General features: G+C 38.5%; 19 protein-coding genes and 1 pseudogene. 7 read left to right on the plus strand and 13 right to left on the minus strand.

What is annotated here, in order from left to right; genetic code table 11:
- Positions 1–29 precede the first annotated feature (29 nt).
- The 8 genes from CXF81_RS01170 to CXF81_RS01205 all read right to left on the minus strand — a co-directional run bounded on the left by CXF81_RS01170 (position 30) and on the right by CXF81_RS01205 (position 4,571).
- On the minus strand, positions 30–284 hold the full coding sequence (locus CXF81_RS01170) for a hypothetical protein (RefSeq protein WP_232771728.1): 255 nt from the start codon (positions 282–284) through the stop codon (positions 30–32).
- Positions 285–537: 253 nt separating this feature from the next.
- Complete coding sequence (locus tag CXF81_RS01175; RefSeq protein WP_101179378.1) at positions 538–897, minus strand: hypothetical protein; 360 nt, start codon at positions 895–897, stop codon at positions 538–540.
- A 494-nt stretch (positions 898–1,391) separates the two neighbouring features.
- Positions 1,392–2,054 (minus strand): signal peptidase I, encoded by a 663-nt coding sequence (gene lepB / locus CXF81_RS01180; protein ID WP_101179380.1) that lies wholly within the window; start codon positions 2,052–2,054, stop codon positions 1,392–1,394.
- 173 nt (positions 2,055–2,227) lie between these two features.
- Positions 2,228–2,524: a hypothetical protein gene (locus CXF81_RS01185; protein WP_101179382.1), complete on the minus strand. Its 297-nt coding sequence runs from the start codon at positions 2,522–2,524 to the stop codon at positions 2,228–2,230.
- A gap of 42 nt (positions 2,525–2,566) precedes the next feature.
- The gene (locus CXF81_RS01190; protein WP_198556285.1) at positions 2,567–2,809 is read right to left on the minus strand and encodes a helix-turn-helix transcriptional regulator; all 243 of its coding nucleotides are present in this window, start codon (positions 2,807–2,809) and stop codon (positions 2,567–2,569) included.
- Positions 2,766–3,242, minus strand: a complete 477-nt coding sequence (locus CXF81_RS01195) for a hypothetical protein (protein WP_101179386.1) — start codon at positions 3,240–3,242, stop codon at positions 2,766–2,768. Before CXF81_RS01195 ends, CXF81_RS01190 begins: the two co-directional genes overlap by 44 nt.
- Before the next feature lie 388 nt (positions 3,243–3,630).
- Positions 3,631–3,996, minus strand: coding sequence for a hypothetical protein (locus tag CXF81_RS01200; protein ID WP_101179388.1), 366 nt, complete (start codon positions 3,994–3,996; stop codon positions 3,631–3,633).
- 41 nt (positions 3,997–4,037) lie between these two features.
- Positions 4,038–4,571: a hypothetical protein gene (locus CXF81_RS01205; protein WP_101179390.1), complete on the minus strand. Its 534-nt coding sequence runs from the start codon at positions 4,569–4,571 to the stop codon at positions 4,038–4,040.
- A gap of 502 nt (positions 4,572–5,073) precedes the next feature.
- Between CXF81_RS01205 and CXF81_RS01210 the strand changes: the two genes are divergently transcribed.
- Entirely contained in the window at positions 5,074–5,742 is a 669-nt protein-coding gene (locus CXF81_RS01210) for a hypothetical protein (protein WP_101179392.1), read from the plus strand.
- A gap of 511 nt (positions 5,743–6,253) precedes the next feature.
- Here CXF81_RS01210 and CXF81_RS01215 read toward each other — a convergent pair.
- Entirely contained in the window at positions 6,254–7,255 is a 1,002-nt protein-coding gene (locus tag CXF81_RS01215; protein WP_101179394.1) for an AraC family transcriptional regulator, read from the minus strand.
- A 139-nt stretch (positions 7,256–7,394) separates the two neighbouring features.
- On the opposite strand from CXF81_RS01215, the gene CXF81_RS01220 reads away from it, so the two are divergent.
- Entirely contained in the window at positions 7,395–11,276 is a 3,882-nt protein-coding gene (locus CXF81_RS01220; protein WP_232771729.1) for a molybdopterin-dependent oxidoreductase, read from the plus strand.
- A gap of 120 nt (positions 11,277–11,396) precedes the next feature.
- On the opposite strand, the gene CXF81_RS01225 is transcribed toward CXF81_RS01220, so the two are convergent.
- Positions 11,397–13,046 carry an AMP-binding protein gene (locus tag CXF81_RS01225; protein WP_101179396.1) on the minus strand — a complete coding sequence of 550 codons (1,650 nt, stop codon included), beginning with the start codon at positions 13,044–13,046 and terminating at the stop codon, positions 11,397–11,399.
- Positions 13,047–13,700: 654 nt separating this feature from the next.
- On the opposite strand from CXF81_RS01225, the gene CXF81_RS19740 reads away from it, so the two are divergent.
- The gene (locus CXF81_RS19740; RefSeq protein WP_157825467.1) at positions 13,701–13,955 is read left to right on the plus strand and encodes a hypothetical protein; all 255 of its coding nucleotides are present in this window, start codon (positions 13,701–13,703) and stop codon (positions 13,953–13,955) included.
- A gap of 207 nt (positions 13,956–14,162) precedes the next feature.
- On the opposite strand, the gene rhuM is transcribed toward CXF81_RS19740, so the two are convergent.
- Positions 14,163–14,444 (minus strand): RhuM family protein, encoded by a 282-nt coding sequence (gene rhuM / locus CXF81_RS20570; RefSeq protein ID WP_101179399.1) that lies wholly within the window; start codon positions 14,442–14,444, stop codon positions 14,163–14,165.
- 114 nt (positions 14,445–14,558) lie between these two features.
- On the opposite strand from rhuM, the gene CXF81_RS20180 reads away from it, so the two are divergent.
- The 3 genes from CXF81_RS20180 to CXF81_RS01245 all read left to right on the plus strand — a co-directional run bounded on the left by CXF81_RS20180 (position 14,559) and on the right by CXF81_RS01245 (position 18,078).
- Complete coding sequence (locus tag CXF81_RS20180; protein ID WP_232771730.1) at positions 14,559–14,747, plus strand: TerB family tellurite resistance protein; 189 nt, start codon at positions 14,559–14,561, stop codon at positions 14,745–14,747.
- 17 nt (positions 14,748–14,764) lie between these two features.
- The gene (locus tag CXF81_RS20185; RefSeq protein WP_232771731.1) at positions 14,765–14,908 is read left to right on the plus strand and encodes a hypothetical protein; all 144 of its coding nucleotides are present in this window, start codon (positions 14,765–14,767) and stop codon (positions 14,906–14,908) included.
- Positions 14,909–15,099: 191 nt separating this feature from the next.
- Positions 15,100–18,078 carry a TonB-dependent siderophore receptor gene (locus CXF81_RS01245; protein WP_101179400.1) on the plus strand — a complete coding sequence of 993 codons (2,979 nt, stop codon included), beginning with the start codon at positions 15,100–15,102 and terminating at the stop codon, positions 18,076–18,078.
- Positions 18,079–18,259: 181 nt separating this feature from the next.
- Here the strand turns inward: CXF81_RS01245 and CXF81_RS01250 are convergent.
- Together CXF81_RS01250 and CXF81_RS20445 are read right to left on the minus strand one after the other, a co-directional pair.
- Positions 18,260–18,448 (minus strand): annotated as a pseudogene (locus CXF81_RS01250) (phosphoenolpyruvate carboxylase); the annotation flags it as partial.
- A 67-nt stretch (positions 18,449–18,515) separates the two neighbouring features.
- Positions 18,516–18,638 carry a hypothetical protein gene (locus CXF81_RS20445; protein ID WP_255409396.1) on the minus strand — a complete coding sequence of 41 codons (123 nt, stop codon included), beginning with the start codon at positions 18,636–18,638 and terminating at the stop codon, positions 18,516–18,518.
- 536 nt (positions 18,639–19,174) lie between these two features.
- Between CXF81_RS20445 and CXF81_RS01265 the strand changes: the two genes are divergently transcribed.
- Positions 19,175–19,633 (plus strand): hypothetical protein, encoded by a 459-nt coding sequence (locus CXF81_RS01265; protein WP_157825469.1) that lies wholly within the window; start codon positions 19,175–19,177, stop codon positions 19,631–19,633.
- Positions 19,634–19,693 lie beyond the last annotated feature (60 nt).

The raw sequence follows: 19,693 nt of genomic DNA on the forward strand, positions 1-19,693 counted from the left end.
TGAGTCCTCCTGCATCAATACCAGAAGGACTACATTAATTTTGCGAACATCTCAGCACTCTTCAACCTGGCCTTTATGTCGTGTATCGGCATTAACAGTATCAATTTATCAACTTCTGTGGCGTCGATAAATTTATGCAGTTTATCGGCGACCGTCTGTCCAGAGCCAATAAAAGCATAACGCAATATATGTGACAGCATCGCTTGATCTGCCTCGATGCAAATTTGCGATAAGTCATCCACGGGTCTAGCAAATCGACGATTAGCGCCTCGTCGCATATTCATGAATTGCTGTTGTACAAAGAGTTATTTTTTTGCAGCTCTAACATTCAACGAGAAAGGCTACCGATGGTAAGATTGACTTGGCAGTTCATTGCCCATTATTTCCGTGAGCTTTTAGCACCTTGAAGGGCCGTTTTGGGCAGTTTCCGGACGTTGAGTTTTTGCTGGAAATGACTGCGATGCCCTCGAAAGGTGTCTTAAAACGTTTTTCGAAGTCACTACCTTAAGCAGCCATTTCACCATTTAACAATTCAAACTATACCTTGTTAATCGTATATTTAAATTCATAGTGAGAAAACGCCGATTGATTAAATCCACGGTAACTACCTTCAAAAATAACCTTGCCAGTGGTTTTGTTCTTTATTCTTAACTTGTCATTACCTAATAATGCACTTCCTGTAACAATTGCACGAGACGAATAACAAGAGGGTGTGTCAATCTCTAAAAGGAAGTTGTCATCAATGAAAAAAGTAGCTATCACTTTGGTATTGTCGAAAAAGTCTGGCGAGAGGTTCCCACCTCTGCACGTAATTGACTCGACTTCACATTCGTATACGCCCTGTTTTATTTCTGTATTTCTAGGACCAATCAGTTGATAGTCGACTGAATATTGCACAATATCGCCTTTTGATACGTCTATATTATCGAGGGCGCAGTTAAGAGCTACAACCGCCGTTACGCAGCCCGATAACGGTATCGTTAACGCCAAACATAAAATGTAACGCAGGGGAGATTTATGTATCTTGTTAATCTTTAGGTATGCATTTATCAAAATATATCCGTTATTTTTTACACAAATCTTTTTTAATAGATTAACTCAAAAGGGCGTAATATTAAACAGTTTCACGCACACATTCGAATTGATCAGATATCTTCAAATCTCGCTTATTCTGAGTAATCGCTTGAAATGTCAGCTTTATTTAATGTACCCAATTTTAATGAGCCTGAAGTGACCCTTTTGGTACGAGGCTCGCTTGCGAATTTGAGCAACGTATGACTCCTTATACCGTGTTGCTGTCTAAGACAAATTTTCTCAATCTATAGTAGTTCAACAACTCGCTGATGACTAAAATCACTCGGCAAGCAGAGCACTATTTCAATGTAAAGGTCTCAATTTAAACGTATTTCACGGTTACCTTCAGTGAATTTATACAGACTTTCAGCAAATATATCATCGCGCGAAATTACACCGAAAGTTCGGGAATCTAAACTGTTATTTAGATTTTCTCCTAGAACAAAGAATTCATTTGTTTTCAAGCTAATTGTTTCAAAATCCTGACAATCAATTGTATCTTTCCACCTGTAAAAAACTTCTTCATTAACTGTTACTAAATTATCACATGTCTTTACTAAATCGCCTTGCGCAGCTACAACCCTTTTTCTCAAAGGTGTGCCTGAAGGATCCGTAAATCCAACAAAACTTCCTACGTCGACTGAATAATTGAAATGTTTAGAAATAACCATGTCACCATCTTTTAGGGTTGGATAATTTGACCCCGAATCAACAATGTCATAAGAATAACCCATCATCATTGGCATGCTATATCGTGTTAGCCCCCAAAATATAACAACGACAATAATTCCGGACCCTACACCTTTCCAATAATGAGAGTTTTTAGTCATCCACGGCAATACCAACATGATAAAAACAGAACTAATGATTAGTAATACAAGGCCTAATTCCATTTTTTCAAGACTATCGCCCATCTCTAGTGCTCTAAATAGAAAAAAACTAAGACCCAAGATTACAAATTGCTTGACGGTTAATAGCATAATTAAATTCCGTATATTAAAATGCCTGTAAATTTCGATGAAGCAATTAGGGACAACAAATATCAGTGATAAACGACTGATTTATTGTTTCCCGTGTTGCTCGGTGCATCCCTTCGTTCAGAACACTCTTCAGTTGTTGCGTCATCACTTTATGAAGAGTTGTTATAAGCTGATTACGCTGTTCTTTGTTCAGTTAAACTTAAGCGTTTATGCGAACTGAAAACATGTTGCTTTGTACTATCAAATACTAAATAAGCATCTATCTCTACAGCAAAAGATGCCACAGGAAATATTTCTAAAATACCAAAGTCACCTAGGTTGGCAGATAGAAGTGCAACTTTTCCATTTGCAGATAGGCTCTTATCAACATCGCGAAAATCACCATCTACGTAGAGCTTTGCCCCATGGAACCATGAATTAGTAACTTTAATCTTATGTTCTTTAACATTGAACTCGAATTCTTTTCTCATTTGAAACTCCATTATTTAATTAACGTACTACAGCTTATTTTCTTACTCTTCGAGGCTAAAAATACTCTCTACTGTAGCCTGAAAATAAGCCGCCAATTTTAATGCAATAACTACCGATGGCGTAAAACGTCCCGTTTCCACTGTACTGATAGTTTTCCTTGATACCCCAATGCCATCCGCAAGTTCCTGCTGAGATATTTTAAGCTTTCCCCTAAGTTTGGCTATATTATTATCAAGCACGCTAGTCCTGCTCCTTTCGCAGCCTGTAGAGTATTGGCAAGCCATAACTGAGAAATAATACCGCCATGTTAAGCTTAACAAATTCATGAACGCCAATACTATTTAGAAACTCAGGGAAGTAATGGGTTAAATAAGCGAGTAATAATAGAATGGCCATCACATTAAAACTGTATTGGTAAGCCTTCATACTCACGTAGCCAATATATTCGTCGGTGAATTTGCCATACCAAAATGTATTGCGATTTACTTTCTTGTAAAATTTCATATCCTTAAAAAACCTTACTATAAGCGCGATGATTAGGATAACCCCAAAAACGCCAAAAATATTTTTTAACCAAGTGGCATCTGGAAATATATTTTCTATAAGGCTGTAGAGACTGTCACATATCAAAAAAAGCGCGAGAACCGAAGCCCCAACTGCGTTACGTGTTAAGAAACTTTGTTCAATCGCAGGCGTTAATTCCGTTTCAGTATGCATATTAATTTCCCTTTATCAAGATATAACCCTAAGGTATCAGATGAAACCTTAGGGTGTCAAATAATACCTTAGGGTTTCACTCTGCATGATTTGAGATAGAGCAGTTGATATCATTATGAAACGGAATGAAATCGGTAGATTAGTGAAGTTTATTTTTCAGAAGCTCAATGGCCGGTTTTGCCACGGGCTGTGTAAAAACTAAAATCCCTCAAATGTCTACCAATGGCAAATGCTTCTCATACAAATTTGAACGGCGTACGACGGCTTTTGCCGTATTGAAGACCTGAGTGAACAGGAAAAAATTGGCATTTTTTAGTCCCTCGCGAAATTGAGGCTGATGTCAGAGTTCTGGGTGAGACTATATATTTTGTAAGCTTTTTAGTATTTCTTATTGCTCATTAGCCCTCTCTTTGAGCATAGATTCTAATACAACCCTAGACCAACTTTTCACGTTTTCTATATCAAGTTTGGAAGCGCTGTTGTCAAAATAAACTAGAATTGGATAACCACCGTTGGGGCAGTACGGTGTTGGTTCAAATCCTCCGTACATCAAGCCAAGACCAACAATGCCTTTGCCTGAATCACCGGTCACCCAGTAGCTGACTCTATTGTTGAACCCCTTACTGAAAATTTCTCTTCCCAAAACGGCAGCCTCTTCTTGGGAATCGAAACAAGGACTGTTATAAATTACGTTTGGAGTTGATGAGCAGGAAACGAGAAGAGTACAAACACAAATTATCAAAAAATATTTCACACGTTCCTCCTTGAAATGTAATCTTAATTATCGGGCAAATATCATTTGCTGAATAAAACTGATTGAACAGGAGGCAATCCTCTCAATATGCGCTCTTCGTCTGTAATTGAGTTATTTTGCAAATAAACTCTGGTGTTATCATATTTAAGGCCGTATTTATTGACATCAATTGCAGCATTCTCTAAATATCGATTGTATGTAGCCGCTATAAGCCACGCACCCTTCTCATGACCTAATTGATACGCTTTTTGCGCCAAATAGTAGGCTAACAGGTGATTTTCATTGCTCATACTTTTTAATTCTTCAGCAACAAATTCGAGATTGGTATGCTGAAGTATTATCGAGGCATAAAAAAAATCGTCCGCAGTATTTAAATCACCGTTTGCCAGCGCACTAAAAACATATAGACGCCTTGCGATCTCATCTTTTAAGTCCGGAGTATTTCCATTTTGACGGCTTTCTGCTGATCGAATCTGTTGGTCCGCTTCAAAATGTTTTTTGAGTCCCGAATTTGATTCTGCATGGATTGAAAACGACAGAAAAGCTAACGTTAGGCATAACAATGCTAGTCTCATGTTAATTTAGTCCTTACTTGTAGAACGATTTATCAGTGCAGTTTGATAAATCCGTTAAATCCTCACTATTTCAGAAGCTTACTTTCTTTGCAATAGTAATTTTCAGACTTGACGCTTAGGTATTTATGCGTACTCAGCAACAAGGCGAAGAATTTTAGGTTTGAGTACGATATGTAACTTGTCTTTAGGCTTTTTGTAAAATGTGGATTACCTAGAACCTATAACGAGGAACGTCCGCTCTTCATCTTGATGAGTAATTCTGTCAATCGATTTATGTTGCTAGTAAATTGCGCGAACCTGTTACACAACTTCAAAAGGCGTGCGTCAGCAATTGCCGTATTTAAGACCGAGTTGATCAGACAAAAAGTGGCTCGGAGTTGACTATTTTAATGTGCTAATGTAATTCTCTATATCAATTAACATTAATTAAACGCTGCAATACCTTTTAGCGTAGAGTAAAAAGTAGGGAATAGCATATCAACAACCACACAAGGAAGTAAGAATGAGAACATTATTAACATTAATCATTATCAGCTTTAACCAACTATTATTTGCAGGTCAATTTGAAAATTGTGAAGATCCAAAATACATTGAATACGTGAATAAAAGACATGATTTCTATTATAAGATTGACAAAGAACAATACGAAAAGACGAAAGAAGAATTAAAGACTAAACCGTTCGCAAAAATGAGCAATAGGGAACAGCGTCGTTTTCTATATTCTAATACTGAGTTAAGTGCCCGCTTTGATTCAAAAGAACAAGCCTTATTTTTTATCGAGAAATACGAAAAACATACCAACGCACTAGGGAAATTTTTCAGTATCTCAAAAGATATGGATATGCTCCACAAAACTAACATTGCTCGAGCATGGTTAGCTCTAAAGGTCGGGGACAAAGAGGAAGCAGTTACGTTTCTGTTAAAAGCAGCTCAGGTTAGTTCGACACCTGTTCTTGGTTCATTTGGTCCAGACAAAACCCTAATCCGCGAGCTATATAAGCAAGGAGAGAAAGAAGCTGTTCTTGAGTATCTTGAACGCGTTAGTGCCTTTTGGAATACAGACAGCGCTCTGGAGTACATCGAATTGTGGCAAAAAATGATTAAACGCAATTGTCTAATTCAGTTTCAATTTTACGACACCACATCTACAAAGTCATTCGACTTAGACTAAAGCAATTTAAAAGATAAACAAATACGACTATTGTGGATTCGTTTGAAGGGTTGTCTTCTAGGTACAAGAATTGACTTATGATATAGGGTTCTGTTTAATAAAATTCATTGTTCGTAAACAGGTTATCGTTGTGGTTCACCTCAGTTTATGTTTATGAGATAAATTTCTCATAAACATTTGACCAACGTATGTCCCCTTTTGCCGTAATCTTGTCATTAGATTTTTAATTTAAAAATGTCGATTTAAGCTAATTAGTCATCCTTTGTCCCTCATTTACACTAACTGATAGAATTTATTACAAGGTTGCATAGAGTTGCATCATTGAAGGGGTCTAAAGTAGGGTACCGGTTTCAAAAGATTTTATTATCCATTTAATATCAATAGCCTACAGCTAATATCTTATGGCTTAGTTAGTGCGGTATCAGTTCATATAGATAAGCAGGAAAGTTCAATAATATCAACGCCAAATCGATGTGACTTTTTCGGTTTTATAAATCAAAAAATTTAACGTTTATTTTACTAATAGGAGATATTCACCCGGTGTAATGCCCATCCACTCTTTAAAAGCTCTAATAAATGCACTTTGCTCTGAATATCCAAGTAAAAAGGCTATCTCTAAAGATGTAAATTGGCCATCAACTAGATACCGTTTAGCTAACCGACAGCGTGAGTCGGCGAGTATAGAACGATAATTGTGATCGTTATTACTTAGTTTTCGATAAAATGATCGTAGTGAAAAACCCATTTTTACACAAACAGTGCTCGCACGAGTGTCACCGTCTTTCATCGCGACCAATATTTGTTCTCGTAATTTTAAGAGAAAAGGTGCAAACGTTTCATTTTGATATTTTGTTTCTGTTAATAAAAATCTAGCTTGTTGATCAAAGATTTTAAGCAGCGATGGGTCACTTGTTGAAATATTCAATAACATTAAATATGTTGGTATATTTACCCGTAATGTGGGTGAGTTAAACTCAACTGGACAGCCTAAAATCGCTTGATAAATATTAATATCGTTAGGAATTTTAATGGGTAAAGCTACAGATACAGGTGCAATTTTCCGATTAATTAACGATTGGTAAAGTGTGATAAATATAATCAAACCAAATTCATATAACAGTCGATTATCTACACCTCGTAACATCCATTGATGACTATAAGTCTTTCCTTGAATTTCTATTTTAGCTGCCAAATCAGTTAAGACTAATGTTTGGTATCGACCATATCTAATTAGCGCTTGTTTAAGCGTACTGCATGATGTTAGTAAATTTCCAACTAAGCCAAAATCTTCCGGTTTTGCCATCGCCCCAATGCGCAGCCCTAATGCTGTTAGCGGAGTTAACTGATAAATTTGATCCAGTAATTGTGAAAATGTCTGCGTGTCGACGCGTTGTCCTTTAGATAGTTCATGAAGTGTTTTTCTTAAGCTTTTTGCTTCTAATGTTTGCTCATCTATGTATCGCGTTAAAATATTAAGGAAGCTAATGGGAACATAGGCTTTGTATTGAGTCATCTATTTCTCAATAAGTGCGATTATTTTGATGAGATTAACATGTTGGCACGTTATGTCAATGGACGGTGAAATTGTCAATATTTACCTAACAATAGCGCTTAAAATAGTATTCTTTTATCAATAGCATCTGGAAATTATTATGGCATATGTTGTAACTCAAGCATGTATAGGAAATAAGCATACCGATTGCGTAGACGTTTGTCCTGTTGATGCATTTAGGGAAGGTCCTGAAATGCTCTACATTGACCCTAATGTATGTATTGATTGCAATGCTTGTATCACAGCATGTCCAGAACGTGCCATTTACTCAGAAAGTTCTGTTCCTAGTTTAATGCAAGACTTTATTGCATTGAATGCCGAAAAATCTCAAATATATCCTGTGATAACACAAAGTATTGGCCATGATGTTGCGGTATCTCCTATGGCTAGTTTTTCAGGACACTTCGCAGTAATAGGCTCTGGCCCTGCAGGTTTTTATACCGCTGAAGAAATATTAAAACAAATGCCATTAGCTAAGGTTGATATGTTTGAGCGCCTACCCACACCTTTTGGTCTTGTTCGTTATGGCGTAGCTCCAGATCATCCTCGCATAAAATCAGTATCATCTAGCTTTGATCGTATTGCAGAAAATGAACGCTTTCGTTTTTTTGGCAATGTTGAATTAGGCCGTGATATTCAACGAACTGACTTACTTGAGCAATATGATGGGGTTGTTTATGCAACGGGAGGATCTAAAAGTCGAGCTTTATCGATTCCGGGGGCTGAGTTACCTAATATTTTTGGCTCTTCAACCTTCGTTGGTTGGTATAACGGTCACCCTGATCAAAGTCAACTTTCTGTAGACTTGTCATTACAAACCGCTGTTGTTATTGGTATGGGGAATGTGGCATTAGATATTGCTCGAATGTTGGTATTATCACCTGAGCAACTTGAAAAAACAGATGTCGCTGATGAAGCGTTAAGTGCCTTTAAACAAAGCTCAGTACAAGAGGTAATTTTAATTGCTCGTCGAGGTATTGCTCAAGCGGCCTTCACGCCAAAAGAATTAGAACAATTAATGGGACTTGATGATGTCGACTTAATTATTGATCCAAATGATTTAGCGTTAGATCTACAAACAATTGAGCAAACAGAATTACCTGAGTTTAGTGAAGTAAAACAAAATATTAACTTGCTTAAAGAAATTTCACAACGCCAACAGGCTGATAATATTCAAGAGAATAAAAAACGTATCCGCTTTATGTTTTGCCATAGTCCAGACTATATTGATAATGATGTAAATGGGCACAAAACCTTACATCTTACGCGTAATGAAATCATTCGAGATGATGCTGGTCGTATTTCTATTAAAACAACTCATGAAAAATCACTTATAAATGCAAACCTCATCGTACATGCTATTGGCTATCAAGGTGATGCGATTGAAAACGTAGCTTTTGATGAACAACGTGGCGTTATTCTTAATCAGCAAGGTCGAGTAGATATTGTCAATCATAGTTCAAAAGATAATTCCGAAGGGAGTGCTTTAAACCAAGAGTATACAGCAGGGTGGATAAAACGTGGCGCTAGTGGTGTAATTGGCAGTAATAAGCATTGCGCTCATGATACTGTTAATCAATTGATCACCGATTTAGTTAATGCGAATACAGTAACTACCAAATTAATTAGTCAAGATATGACTGACTTACTTGATAAGCGAAACGTTGAATATATTAGTTTTAGCGATTGGCAGTTACTTGATCAACATGAACAAGTACAAGGGGACTTAGTCGGTCGTCCTCGTCGTAAAGTCACTAACATCAACACAATGTTACACATTATCCGAGACGCTCGTGTAGCGAATTTAGCAAAAGAACAAGAAAGAACAAATCTGCCAGTTAAAACGCATCTACGAAACTGTACCTTGTGTGAAGCAATGTGTGGTGTGCAAATAAAATATCAAGGTGATGAAATTTTATCAATTGCTGGTGATAAAGATGATCCTCACAGCGGAGGACATATTTGTCCTAAAGGATATTCATTACAAGACTTACATAATGATCCAGATCGTTTGAAAACACCAATGCAAAAGGTGGATGGTCAATGGCTACCCATCAGTTGGGATGATGCACTAGATCGTGTCAGTAATGAAATTGTTAATATCCAAAGCAAATATGGTAATGACGCAATATCAGGATACATTGGGAATCCTGCTTCCCATAGTTTTGGTATATTAATGGCGGTCGGTAAATTTCGTAAAGCATTAGGTTCTAAAAACATGCATTCGGGTGGTTCTTTAGATCAAATGCCACACCAACTGATGTCTTATTTAATGTTTGGACATGGGCAACTGTTCACTATTCCTGATATAGATCGCACTGACTATATGTTAATGCTTGGCGCAAATCCTGCAGCTTCAAATGGTAGTTTAATGTCCGCAGGAGATGTTCTTAAGCGTTTAGAAAGCATTAAAGAGCGTGGTGGAAAATTCATCTTAGTCGACCCACGCAGAACTGAGTCAGCACGTTATGCATCAGAGCACCTTTTTATCAAACCGGGCACCGACCCGTTATTTATTTATGGTCTTATTCAATATATTATTCAGCAAGCATTGTATGAACCAGCGCACTTAACACAAATGTTAGACGGCTTCGATCAACTACTTGGTATGTTTGATCAATTTTCTCTTGCAGAAATAAGCGATGTTTGTGGTATATCAGAAGATAACATTAAACGTATAGCTACCGATTTTGCAGCCGCCGAAGGTGCCATTTGTTATGGAAGAATGGGATTATCAACACAAAATTTTTCAGCCTTAAATCATTGGCTGGTTAATATTTTAAACATTATTACGGGTAATTTAGATCGAAAAGGCGGCATGATGTTTACTAAACCTGCTGTTGATACAGGCATTCAAGCCTCTACCGCAGGTAGTTTTGCTAAATTTCATAGTCGTGTTAGAGGCTTACCTGAATTTAGTCGAGAATTGCCAACAGCTATACTCGCGGAAGAAATGCTAACGCCAGGTGAAGGACAAGTAAAAGGGTTTATTTGTATAGCCGGAAACCCCGTTTTATCAGTGCCTAACGGTCGTCAACTTGACGAAGCACTTAACAACTTAGACTTTATGGTCTCGGTAGATTTTTTTCTAAATGAAACATCACGCCATGCTGATATTATTTTACCGCCAACAGGACCTTTAGAGCATGAGCATTTTGATATAGTCTTTAACTTATTAGCGGTACGCAATGTCGCAAAATATTCGGAAGCATTATTTGAACATAGAGATGATACCCGCTCTGACTTTGATATTATGTTCGGCTTAACACAACGTATTAATCAGTTAAAACACGGCATTATTAACATCAAAAAACAACCTGAAATGACTATGGAACAAATTCTGGATTACAGTTTGAGAAGTGGTCCATATGGAAAGTCTTTTACTTCTTATGAATCAGGAAAAGAAATTTCACATGATTATGGTTTGAGTTTAGACGTATTAAAACAGTACCCGCACGGATTAGACCTAGGGCCTTTAAAACCATGTTTACCAAATCACTTATTTACTAAAGATAAACTTATTCATTTATTACCTGACCCTATACTAGATGACCTTCAGAGAATGAAAGCACAATTTTCAAGTAAAACAGCCACATCATTGATGATGATAAGCCGTAGAGATTTACGTACAAATAATTCATGGATGCACAACAGCCAACGTTTAATTAAAGGCAAAGATCGCTGTGCTTTGTTAATTCACCCTGAAGATGCAAAAGAAAAAGGTGTTGTCGACAGAGGTCAAGCGTACTTGAAATCACGAGTTGGGGAATTGAAAGTTGATGTACTTATTACAGAAGACGTTATGCGAGGTGTTGTTTGTTTACCGCATGGTTGGGGTCATGATAGAGAAGGTATCGCTCTGCGTGTAGCGCAAACTAATCCAGGCGTCAGTATGAATGACTTAACAGATGATCAACGGGTTGATAGCATGTCAGGAAATGCAATATTCAATGGCATACCTGTCGAAATAGCACCTTGTTAAAAATCATTTTTTGATTCAATTCAGTAATGAGCTAAACCTAATACCAGCTTTCAGCTCAATACGTCTGTGGAATTTTGATTATCATAAATGAGAACAACATCAACAGAATGAGCTTTCATTTTATATACTAGCTATCTCGGACTCCCAAATAATGTCACCGAGTAACTCACCATTTATTAATTGCATATACTTTTGTTCAATAGCGTTTCGTTTAATTTTTAACGTGGGTGTTAATAGCCCGTTGTCTATATCCCATACGCCAGAACAAACGAGAATGTAATCTAATTTTTGGTGACTTTCCAATTTATTATTTACATCTATTAATATGTTTTTTAATTTTTCAACGGCCTCAGTATTTGCTTTTGAAATTGAATTATTTAGCACCACGATTGCTATAGGTTGCTTTAAGCCTGCTCCCATCACACAAACCTGATCTATATCGGTATTGGCGCTTAGCAAACTTTCAATCGGCACGGGAGCGACATATTTTCCTTTGCTGGTTTTAAATTTGTCTTTTATCCGGCCGACAATTTTAAATGCACCAGAGGCAGTATTTTCACCACAATCACCAGTGTTAAACCAACCATCGGTAAACGATTCTGAGGTGGTTTCAGTATCTCGATAATATTCACTGAATACGGCATCACCTTTAATTAAAATTTCACCTTCTTTAGAAAGTTCCATCGTTACGCAATCAATTGGCTTACCAATTGTTCCCAAGTCACTTTTGACATAGGGTAGGTTAATACAAGATATGCTGGACGTTTCTGACATGCCCCATGCTTCACTAATATTAATTCCTAATTTTTCATACCATTGTAATAAAGAAAGAGGTATTGGAGCTGTACCTGAAACAAAGTACCTTGCGCATTCCAATCCTAATTTTGTTCTTATTTTTTTAGCTATAATTTTGTTAATAATTGGGATTGAGATTAAAAAGTTTAACTTTTTTTCAGGGATATTTTTCAATATTTGGCTTTGGAATTTTGTCCAGAGTCTTGGTACTGAACCAAATACGGTCGGCTTACCGTAATTTAGGTCTTCAATAAACGTTTCAAGAGATTCGACGAAATATATTTCATATCCTATGAAAAGTGATGACGCTTCTAAACTTCGCTCAACAGCGTGCGCTAATGGAAGATAAGACATTTGGCGATCATTCGACGTCATGTTAAATTTTAATGCGGTGCTTTGTGCAGCCGATACCCAGTTTTTATAGGTTAATACAACACCCTTCGGCTTGCCTGTTGAACCAGACGTATAAAGTATGGTGGCGGTATCATCTATGGACGCTTGATGAACGTTTTCAATAGGCGGATATTTGCTTAACCAAGACGTAAATGATTCTGTAGTTGAAGCGGTAGGGTAAGGAAACGCTATACGCAGTACATCTGGATTAATTGCTGATTCGGCTGCGCTTGTGTCGTCTAATTTACCAACGAATATAGCTTTCAAGTCTGCGTGTTTAATTATAAAGCTTATCGTGTTGTGGTGCGCAGTTGAAAAAATTGCTACAGGTATATAGCCAGCCATCATTATTGCTAAATCGCTTATAATCCAATGAGCACAGTTTTTTGATAAAATACCTATTCTTGAACCTTTTTCATATCCCTGCGATTGTAAGCCCTTTGCAATACAACGTGCTTGATGTTCTACCTCTGTCCAAGTGAACTTTTGCCACTGCCTTGCAATGGGTTGATGCAAGTAAACCTTGTTTGGATTATTTTTACTTTGCTTTAGTAAGTTTTGAACGGGAGTTGTATATGTCATCGGTAGCACAAGATCCTTGTAGAACGTTAACCTGCCATCACGTTTGATTAAAATTTTAAATTAATACGCATAGTTAGTACCTTAGGTAGGAGCAGTAAATTAGTATATCAACCTGCCATTTATGCAGGTTATAGTATAATCATGAGTAAGTCAGAATAGCTATTAATTCAAGGTATTTTAGAGTTGTTTTACTGATAGGTTTATTTTATACCTCGTTTGTTTGATGCATAAAACTAAGGTTTGCTCTCGTCAAAAGGGTTTATGAAGTTATATTCTTCATGGCTTTTGTAATGGCCTTTTCTTTCCCCTTTTTTATTTTTGACACTCTTTGTATGGACTGTAAATGACGTTCTCAACCAGCACAAAAATATGGCGGCTAACAGCAAATATGCTATCGTGTCTCCAGTGGCGACTTCATAAGTATGCCACTGGTAAACACAAAGTTATTCCATGAACATAAAACGCCGGCGAATGCCGCTACAGCTTTAAAAGTTCAGCTTGCGACTGCTCAAATGCGGATCAAACTACCATGGTGTAATACCCCAAACCATAAACGTAATACTCAACACAACAGCAGACAGTCCTATCAACATAAACCCAATTAGCGAGCGTTTTCTTAGCAAATTTTCCCTATGACTTTTTAAGGTGATTAGCATGCTTGCTATCCCCATTGAACCAGCGAATAACAAAAATAACGCGCCAACACCCGCCGGTGGAGCAAAGCCTGCCAGTATGCTCCTTGCGCTAATTTCTAAAGTGGCACTTAGGCCAGTGCCAACGAGGCCTACACCGATCAATAAAACAAGTGCAGTAAGAGCCGCTGTGAGCCGCCGAGTAACAGGGCCTCCTCAAGACAAGAGACGTCCAGATTATCTAAATTTTGTTCAGGGTCATCGAAAAAATCGCTAAGCACTTGCGTTGCGCATTAAGGCATAGAGCGAGTAGGATCATGGCCTGCGTAAGGAACAATGATTAACCTGCTATTACTAAACCTCGGCGCAATACGTTCTGCAAGTGGAGGTGGTGTGACTGGACTCTCAATTCAAAATCGTCTTATTGAGGACAGGCTAACTTAGATAAAAAGTGATGCCGATAAATAACCCCTAGCAGCTGAGTTTACTTCTGATCATTTAATCTTTGCTTAGCCCAAATTCTAAATTGGATTCCTTTTTTAGAATTGACTCGATAACCGATTGAAATGGTGAGAACTAAATTGTTGCGTTCAATCTCGCGAATTATGCTTCTCGGTGCTACTTTACGTACCATCCGGAATTTCCCGATAGTTGACGCTTTAGCTATTCTCCGCTTGAATACACACTTTTTAATCTGGGTAGTTATGGGCCTTATATTTTTATCAAGCATGAGTTGAACATCAACTAGACCAACCTTAAAGGACATGACATGTTGATTTAACTAAAAGAATTTTTTCAAAATGAAATCGCATTTAACACACCAAAAAGTACTAATGCCCAACAACAATAAAGTCTAGAGCAGCCATGTGCTTTACTGTTGATGGCAGTGTCTAATGCTGACTTTGAGGATTCTAGCCTTGAGAAAGGAAAGATAAAGCAGGTGCTACAGTCATTATTTAATTTGTCAGATGAAAAGTTAGTCGAGTTATTTGAGCGTAGTAGCCAAGGCAGCAAAGACACCACATCGATACATCCATTTACATCAATAATTAACGATAATTATGAGTAAGATCAAAAGTAAACTTATTGAAATTGATGCAGAAGGTGGCATTTGTTGACGATAATTTAGATAAATATGAATTAGCAGTGATCCGAAAAGTCGCTGCTTCAGAATCAAGTTGTGGTCGTAGTTATCTGAAAGTAAAACATATTGCAGCAGAGGATAGGTAACGCCGACTTAATTAACGTGTACGTTTACCGACGTTTCTTTTAATGTTGCCGGTTAAAACTACATTACTACGTGACTAGTCGTTAACCAACCTCTCTACTTATGAATATTTTTAGTGCGATGATGCTTCATTTCTAAAAATAAGTCGCTAAAACGACAATGTCATACTTAATAGTAGTTCAGGGAGATATACATGTTCATAAAATCAAAATTGACAAAGTCAGTTAGTTTAGCAATAGCCTTCGGTGTAGCATCGACTACAATGATTGGCGCAAGTGCTGCTTTTGCACAGGAAGGCGCTAGTCCCGAAGAAAAAAGCATCGAAAAAATATCGGTTACAGGTTCCCGCATTTTGCGTCCTGGCGCGATTTCCGCAAGCCCAATTATGTCGATGGACGCTGAAGATATCGAATTTCTTCAAGAACCAGAGATTGAAAAAATTATTCGTATATTACCAGGGACAATTCCGGGTGATGGCGCTAACGTTAATAACGGTTCGGCCGGTGCCGCAACTGTCAATTTACGTGGTTTGGGAACTCAAAGAACTTTAGTGTTAATGAATGGTCGCCGTATGGTTCCATTTAACTTTAATGGTCAAGTAGATACCGCTACCATCCCCACAGCATTAATTGAGAGAGTTGATGTAGTTACCGGTGGAGCTTCTGCAGTATATGGTTCCGATGCCGTTGCAGGCGCAGTGAACTTTATTCTTAAAGAGAACTTCGAAGGTGTTGCCTTGGAATATACTAACTCGCAAACAGGTGATAGCGACGGCAAGAAAGATAATATATCTTTTACCGTAGGTTCAAACCTTGCTGAGGACCGCGGTAACATTGCTTTATCTCTAAGTTGGATGAACCGTGACCAAATTTTATTGGGTGATAGGCCATTAGGTTTATTGGGAATCAACACAGATGATGGTGCCGGTTTTGAGCAGTTCCTTGCTGGCGAGCCACCGTTAGCTCCAGTTGCCGGTTGTGGCGGCCCTAACGTAGTCCAAGCTGGCGGCTCTACAACTTCTATTCCTACCCGTTTCGCTATTGTTGGTGGTGGCGCAGCATCCGCTGGCCAATTCAGGGAGGATGGCACTATCGGCTCTGAATGTAGCCGCTTTAACTTCAACCCATTTAATTTCTATCAGACGCCTCAAGAGCGTTTTAGTGCAACAGTTATTGGCCATTATGATATTAATGATGACCACAGAGTATATACGACTTTTAGCCATACTAATGTGACCGTAGATACGCAGATTGCCCCTTCTGGTACCTTTGGTGCTGCATTTAACTTGCCTCTGGCTAACCCGTTGATAGGGGACCAAGCCCGTCAATTTATGATAGATGCCGGTAATACGGCTCTTGCGAACGGATTATTAAGTTCAGATCCTAGTGCACCGCTGACTAACTGGCAGGATATTAATCAAAACGGTGTTGTTGATGCCGAAGATTATCTGACAGTTCAATTACGTCGTCGAACCTTGGAGTTGGGGCCTCGTTCAGAAGCTTACGACACAGATCAATTCCAGTTTGTAGTGGGCGCTAAAGGTTTAATTACGGGTGATTGGGAATATGATGTTTCTTACCAATATGGTGAGTCAAACCGTGTTACCACTCGTGGTGGCTATACTAACCTGACCAATATTCAAAATGCATTGGACACTACCGATGGTGTAACTTGTAAGAATGGCGACTCTTCCTGCGTACCTATTAATTTGTTTGGCGGGTTTGGCACTATTACTGACGATCAGGCTGGTTATGCAACAGCAATTGCTTTGCAAACGCAAAAGTATGAGCAGACCGTGGGCCAAGTTATTGTAAATGGTCCAGTTGAGTTTGTTTCCAGCCCATTTGCTGGTGAAGCGTTGTTGATGAGTTTTGGTTATGAGTATCGTGAAGAGACCGGTAGCTTAACTCCCGATGAGTGTTTGAAATTAGCACCGGCCAGTTGCCAAGGTGGCGCAGGCGGAAACTTGTTACCGATTGATGGTGGATTTAAATCTGACGAGTTATTCTTTGAGGGTATTTTACCTCTCATTGCTGATCAGTCTTATACTGAACAACTTGATTTGGAATTTGGTTACCGTGCTGCTGATTACGATTCTGTAGGTTCAGTCGATACTTGGAAAATTGGTTTAGCTTGGCGTCCAGTTGAGAACTTGTTGTTCCGCATTATGGAGCAGTCCGCAACTCGAGCGCCTAACGTAGGTGAGCTCTTTTCGCCAGTAGTAACTGGTCTTGATAATGCCCTAGGAGACCCTTGCTCAGTAGGAAACGCAAATATTGATGCTACATTACGTGATTTGTGTATCTCTACTGGTATGTCAGGGGCACAGGTTGGTCAGGTACAGGATGTAATCTCTGGTCAGATTAGCGTTATTTCAGGGAGCGATCCAGTGAACGTGCCGGGCGCAGAAGACGCTTCTACCTTTACTGCTGGCTTTGTATGGACAGATGATTTTTTGAAAAACTGGTCGTTTTCTGTTGATTATTATGACATAGACATCAAAGACACCATTGGTCAATTTTCGGCTCAAGAAATTTTGGATAGCTGCTATATTGAAGGTAATCCGCTTGAATGCTCTAAAATTCAACGTATTGGCGGCGACTTAACGATTGCGGGTTCAGGAATACAGTTATTCACCACAAACCTAAACTATTTTCAGGTTGAAGGGATAGAAGTTGGTATTAACTTTGATGTTGAATTAGAAGATATGGGCCAGTTGTCCTTCTCTACTAATATTAACAAATACTTGACTAATGAGCGTCAAAGCTCTGATATTTCTGCTGTAATCGACTGTAATGGTTTTTATGGTTCGGATTGTAGCCCAACGTCTGATTTACGTTTCATTCAACGTACTACTTGGTCTATGGATGACTATACCGTTTCAGTTTTATGGCGTTATAGCAGCGCTATAGATATTGAAAACGACCAGCGTGATAGCGTATTTGAACCGTTCAGAAAAATAGATAGCTATAGTTATATTGACCTGTTCGCTAGTTACACGCTAAATGATAACCTTAAGTTTACCGCTGGTGTCGATAACTTGTTCGAGGAAGAACCACCGGTTGTTGGTGGCGAAGCTGGTTCAACGACATTTAACGGAGGTAATACGTTCCCAAGTAGCTATGATGTACTAGGGCGAGTCTTCAAATTTGGTGTTAAAGTGCAATTCTAAAGTGAATTTTTTCACTAGTTGAATACACGTATAAAAAACGGAGCCTGTGGCTCCGTTTTTATATCTCATACTAACTTCACGTTCTTCTTAGCGTATATTCTTAAGCCATAAAGTCTGCAAGTATCAAATGGTTGCTGCTACATCGCTTCTTGCAAGACAATCAACCCCAACTATAACCAATTTACCCTGTGTTACGCAAAGCAATAGCAACACCTGTAATAGTCACCATTATCGTCATTTCTAACGTGGCGGTATCATTATCATTATCATTATACTCAGAAGAGCCTTCTTTACGTATTTTGTCCAGAAGTTCTATTTGCAAATAGTGCAATGGCTCATAATATCCACCACGAATTTCCATCGACAATTTACGCTGTCAAAGCACCCAACGCTTCGGCAGCGCTCTAAATTTAAACATCCATTTTCATATGCTGTTTTTACAAGGTGCGATTAGCGAAAATCCATGGTGTGGCACGACCTTTACCCAAATAAAGGCCCGCAATCATCCACAAGATTGTGTCGTATCTAGATAAAAATGACTCATCCATCACTGCTAACATCGCAAGAGCGCCACCATTTGAAGCTGCAGAACAAACAACTGTCTTTGATGATTTTACTATCCAAAGAGACTTTGACTTTGGCGCATGACAAAGTAGAAACACCTTGATGCTTTAACAATCGATATTCTGAGGCAAGGCGCTTTGCATCTCACTATCAAGATTTCAGTACTAACAGCCAGCTATTCATTCACCTCAACGACAAAGATTTCGCTAATTTCCTTGACTCCAGAAATGAGTAAACACAAAACTACCTTCACATTCAGCTGTCACAGAGGCTAGTCGATAGCGATAATTTGTCCTATACTCAATGTCCCTGGACCATGGTTAGTAGGTGATGTTACATCCACAGTCAGGACTGGGGGAAATGGCGATAAGTACGTGACAAATGTTACTCAACCTAACCACACTTTACACTCAGGCCTTGTAGTTCGAAAGATAATGCCTAATGGTAAAGGAGGCTATAAAATTATGTCTTATGGCGAGGGCAACGCGATTAAGCAATTGGGACCTATCGCTAGGGAGGGAGCGAATCGTGAATGGAGCATAAACTCCCAAGCAATTATTCAAAAGGCGAAGAATTGATGATGAGCACATCCGCTTGGCGTGGTTCGCCTATGAAACTATTTATGCTGTTTTGTTTATTCATAATATCGGTATTCTTACTGATACTTCGTACAATCTGGTTGTATAATCCGCCATTTATGTGGTTTGTTTATCAGTTCGCTCATTTAATGTTGTTTGGTCTTTGCATTTGGGTGTTTAGCGCACACCATAAATATAGTATGTTTTTTATTGTAGTTTTTACAGCGTTGATTGCGTTTATGCCATATCAAATAACGTATCAGATGGTGTTTCAGTTTGATCCCGCATTACTTAGCAATCTCACAGAGGGCGCGCATATCTTCCTTAGGTTACTGTATGAATTTGGTTCGTATCCTTTTCTGCAGTTTGTGCTGTTGATGTTAGCAAGAAAATGCATACCCACCACCCAATGATTTGATCATTTCTTCATTGACAGTCATCTGTTGACTGTATCCGTCCGCTGAACCCCGTCT

The sequence above is a fragment of the Glaciecola sp. 33A genome, assembly GCF_002836745.1.
Taxonomy (GTDB): domain Bacteria; phylum Pseudomonadota; class Gammaproteobacteria; order Enterobacterales; family Alteromonadaceae; genus Glaciecola.

Bases quoted from the DNA above. Each gene is read 5' to 3' on its own strand.
- CXF81_RS01170 (WP_232771728.1), bottom strand. From the start codon at position 284: ATGAATATGCGACGAGGCGCTAATCGTCGATTTGCTAGACCCGTGGAT.
- lepB (WP_101179380.1), bottom strand. From the start codon at position 2,054: ATGCTATTAACCGTCAAGCAATTTGTAATCTTGGGTCTTAGTTTTTTT.
- CXF81_RS01185 (WP_101179382.1), bottom strand. From the start codon at position 2,524: ATGAGAAAAGAATTCGAGTTCAATGTTAAAGAACATAAGATTAAAGTT.
- CXF81_RS01190 (WP_198556285.1), bottom strand. From the start codon at position 2,809: ATGGCTTGCCAATACTCTACAGGCTGCGAAAGGAGCAGGACTAGCGTG.
- CXF81_RS01195 (WP_101179386.1), bottom strand. From the start codon at position 3,242: ATGCATACTGAAACGGAATTAACGCCTGCGATTGAACAAAGTTTCTTA.
- CXF81_RS01205 (WP_101179390.1), bottom strand. From the start codon at position 4,571: ATGAGACTAGCATTGTTATGCCTAACGTTAGCTTTTCTGTCGTTTTCA.
- CXF81_RS01210 (WP_101179392.1), top strand. From the start codon at position 5,074: ATGAGAACATTATTAACATTAATCATTATCAGCTTTAACCAACTATTA.
- CXF81_RS01215 (WP_101179394.1), bottom strand. From the start codon at position 7,255: ATGACTCAATACAAAGCCTATGTTCCCATTAGCTTCCTTAATATTTTA.
- CXF81_RS01220 (WP_232771729.1), top strand. From the start codon at position 7,395: ATGGCATATGTTGTAACTCAAGCATGTATAGGAAATAAGCATACCGAT.
- CXF81_RS01225 (WP_101179396.1), bottom strand. From the start codon at position 13,046: ATGACATATACAACTCCCGTTCAAAACTTACTAAAGCAAAGTAAAAAT.
- CXF81_RS19740 (WP_157825467.1), top strand. From the start codon at position 13,701: ATGCTTGCTATCCCCATTGAACCAGCGAATAACAAAAATAACGCGCCA.
- rhuM (WP_101179399.1), bottom strand. From the start codon at position 14,444: ATGTCCTTTAAGGTTGGTCTAGTTGATGTTCAACTCATGCTTGATAAA.
- CXF81_RS20180 (WP_232771730.1), top strand. From the start codon at position 14,559: ATGGCAGTGTCTAATGCTGACTTTGAGGATTCTAGCCTTGAGAAAGGA.
- CXF81_RS01245 (WP_101179400.1), top strand. From the start codon at position 15,100: ATGTTCATAAAATCAAAATTGACAAAGTCAGTTAGTTTAGCAATAGCC.
- CXF81_RS20445 (WP_255409396.1), bottom strand. From the start codon at position 18,638: ATGTTAGCAGTGATGGATGAGTCATTTTTATCTAGATACGACACAATC.
- CXF81_RS01265 (WP_157825469.1), top strand. From the start codon at position 19,175: ATGGAGCATAAACTCCCAAGCAATTATTCAAAAGGCGAAGAATTGATG.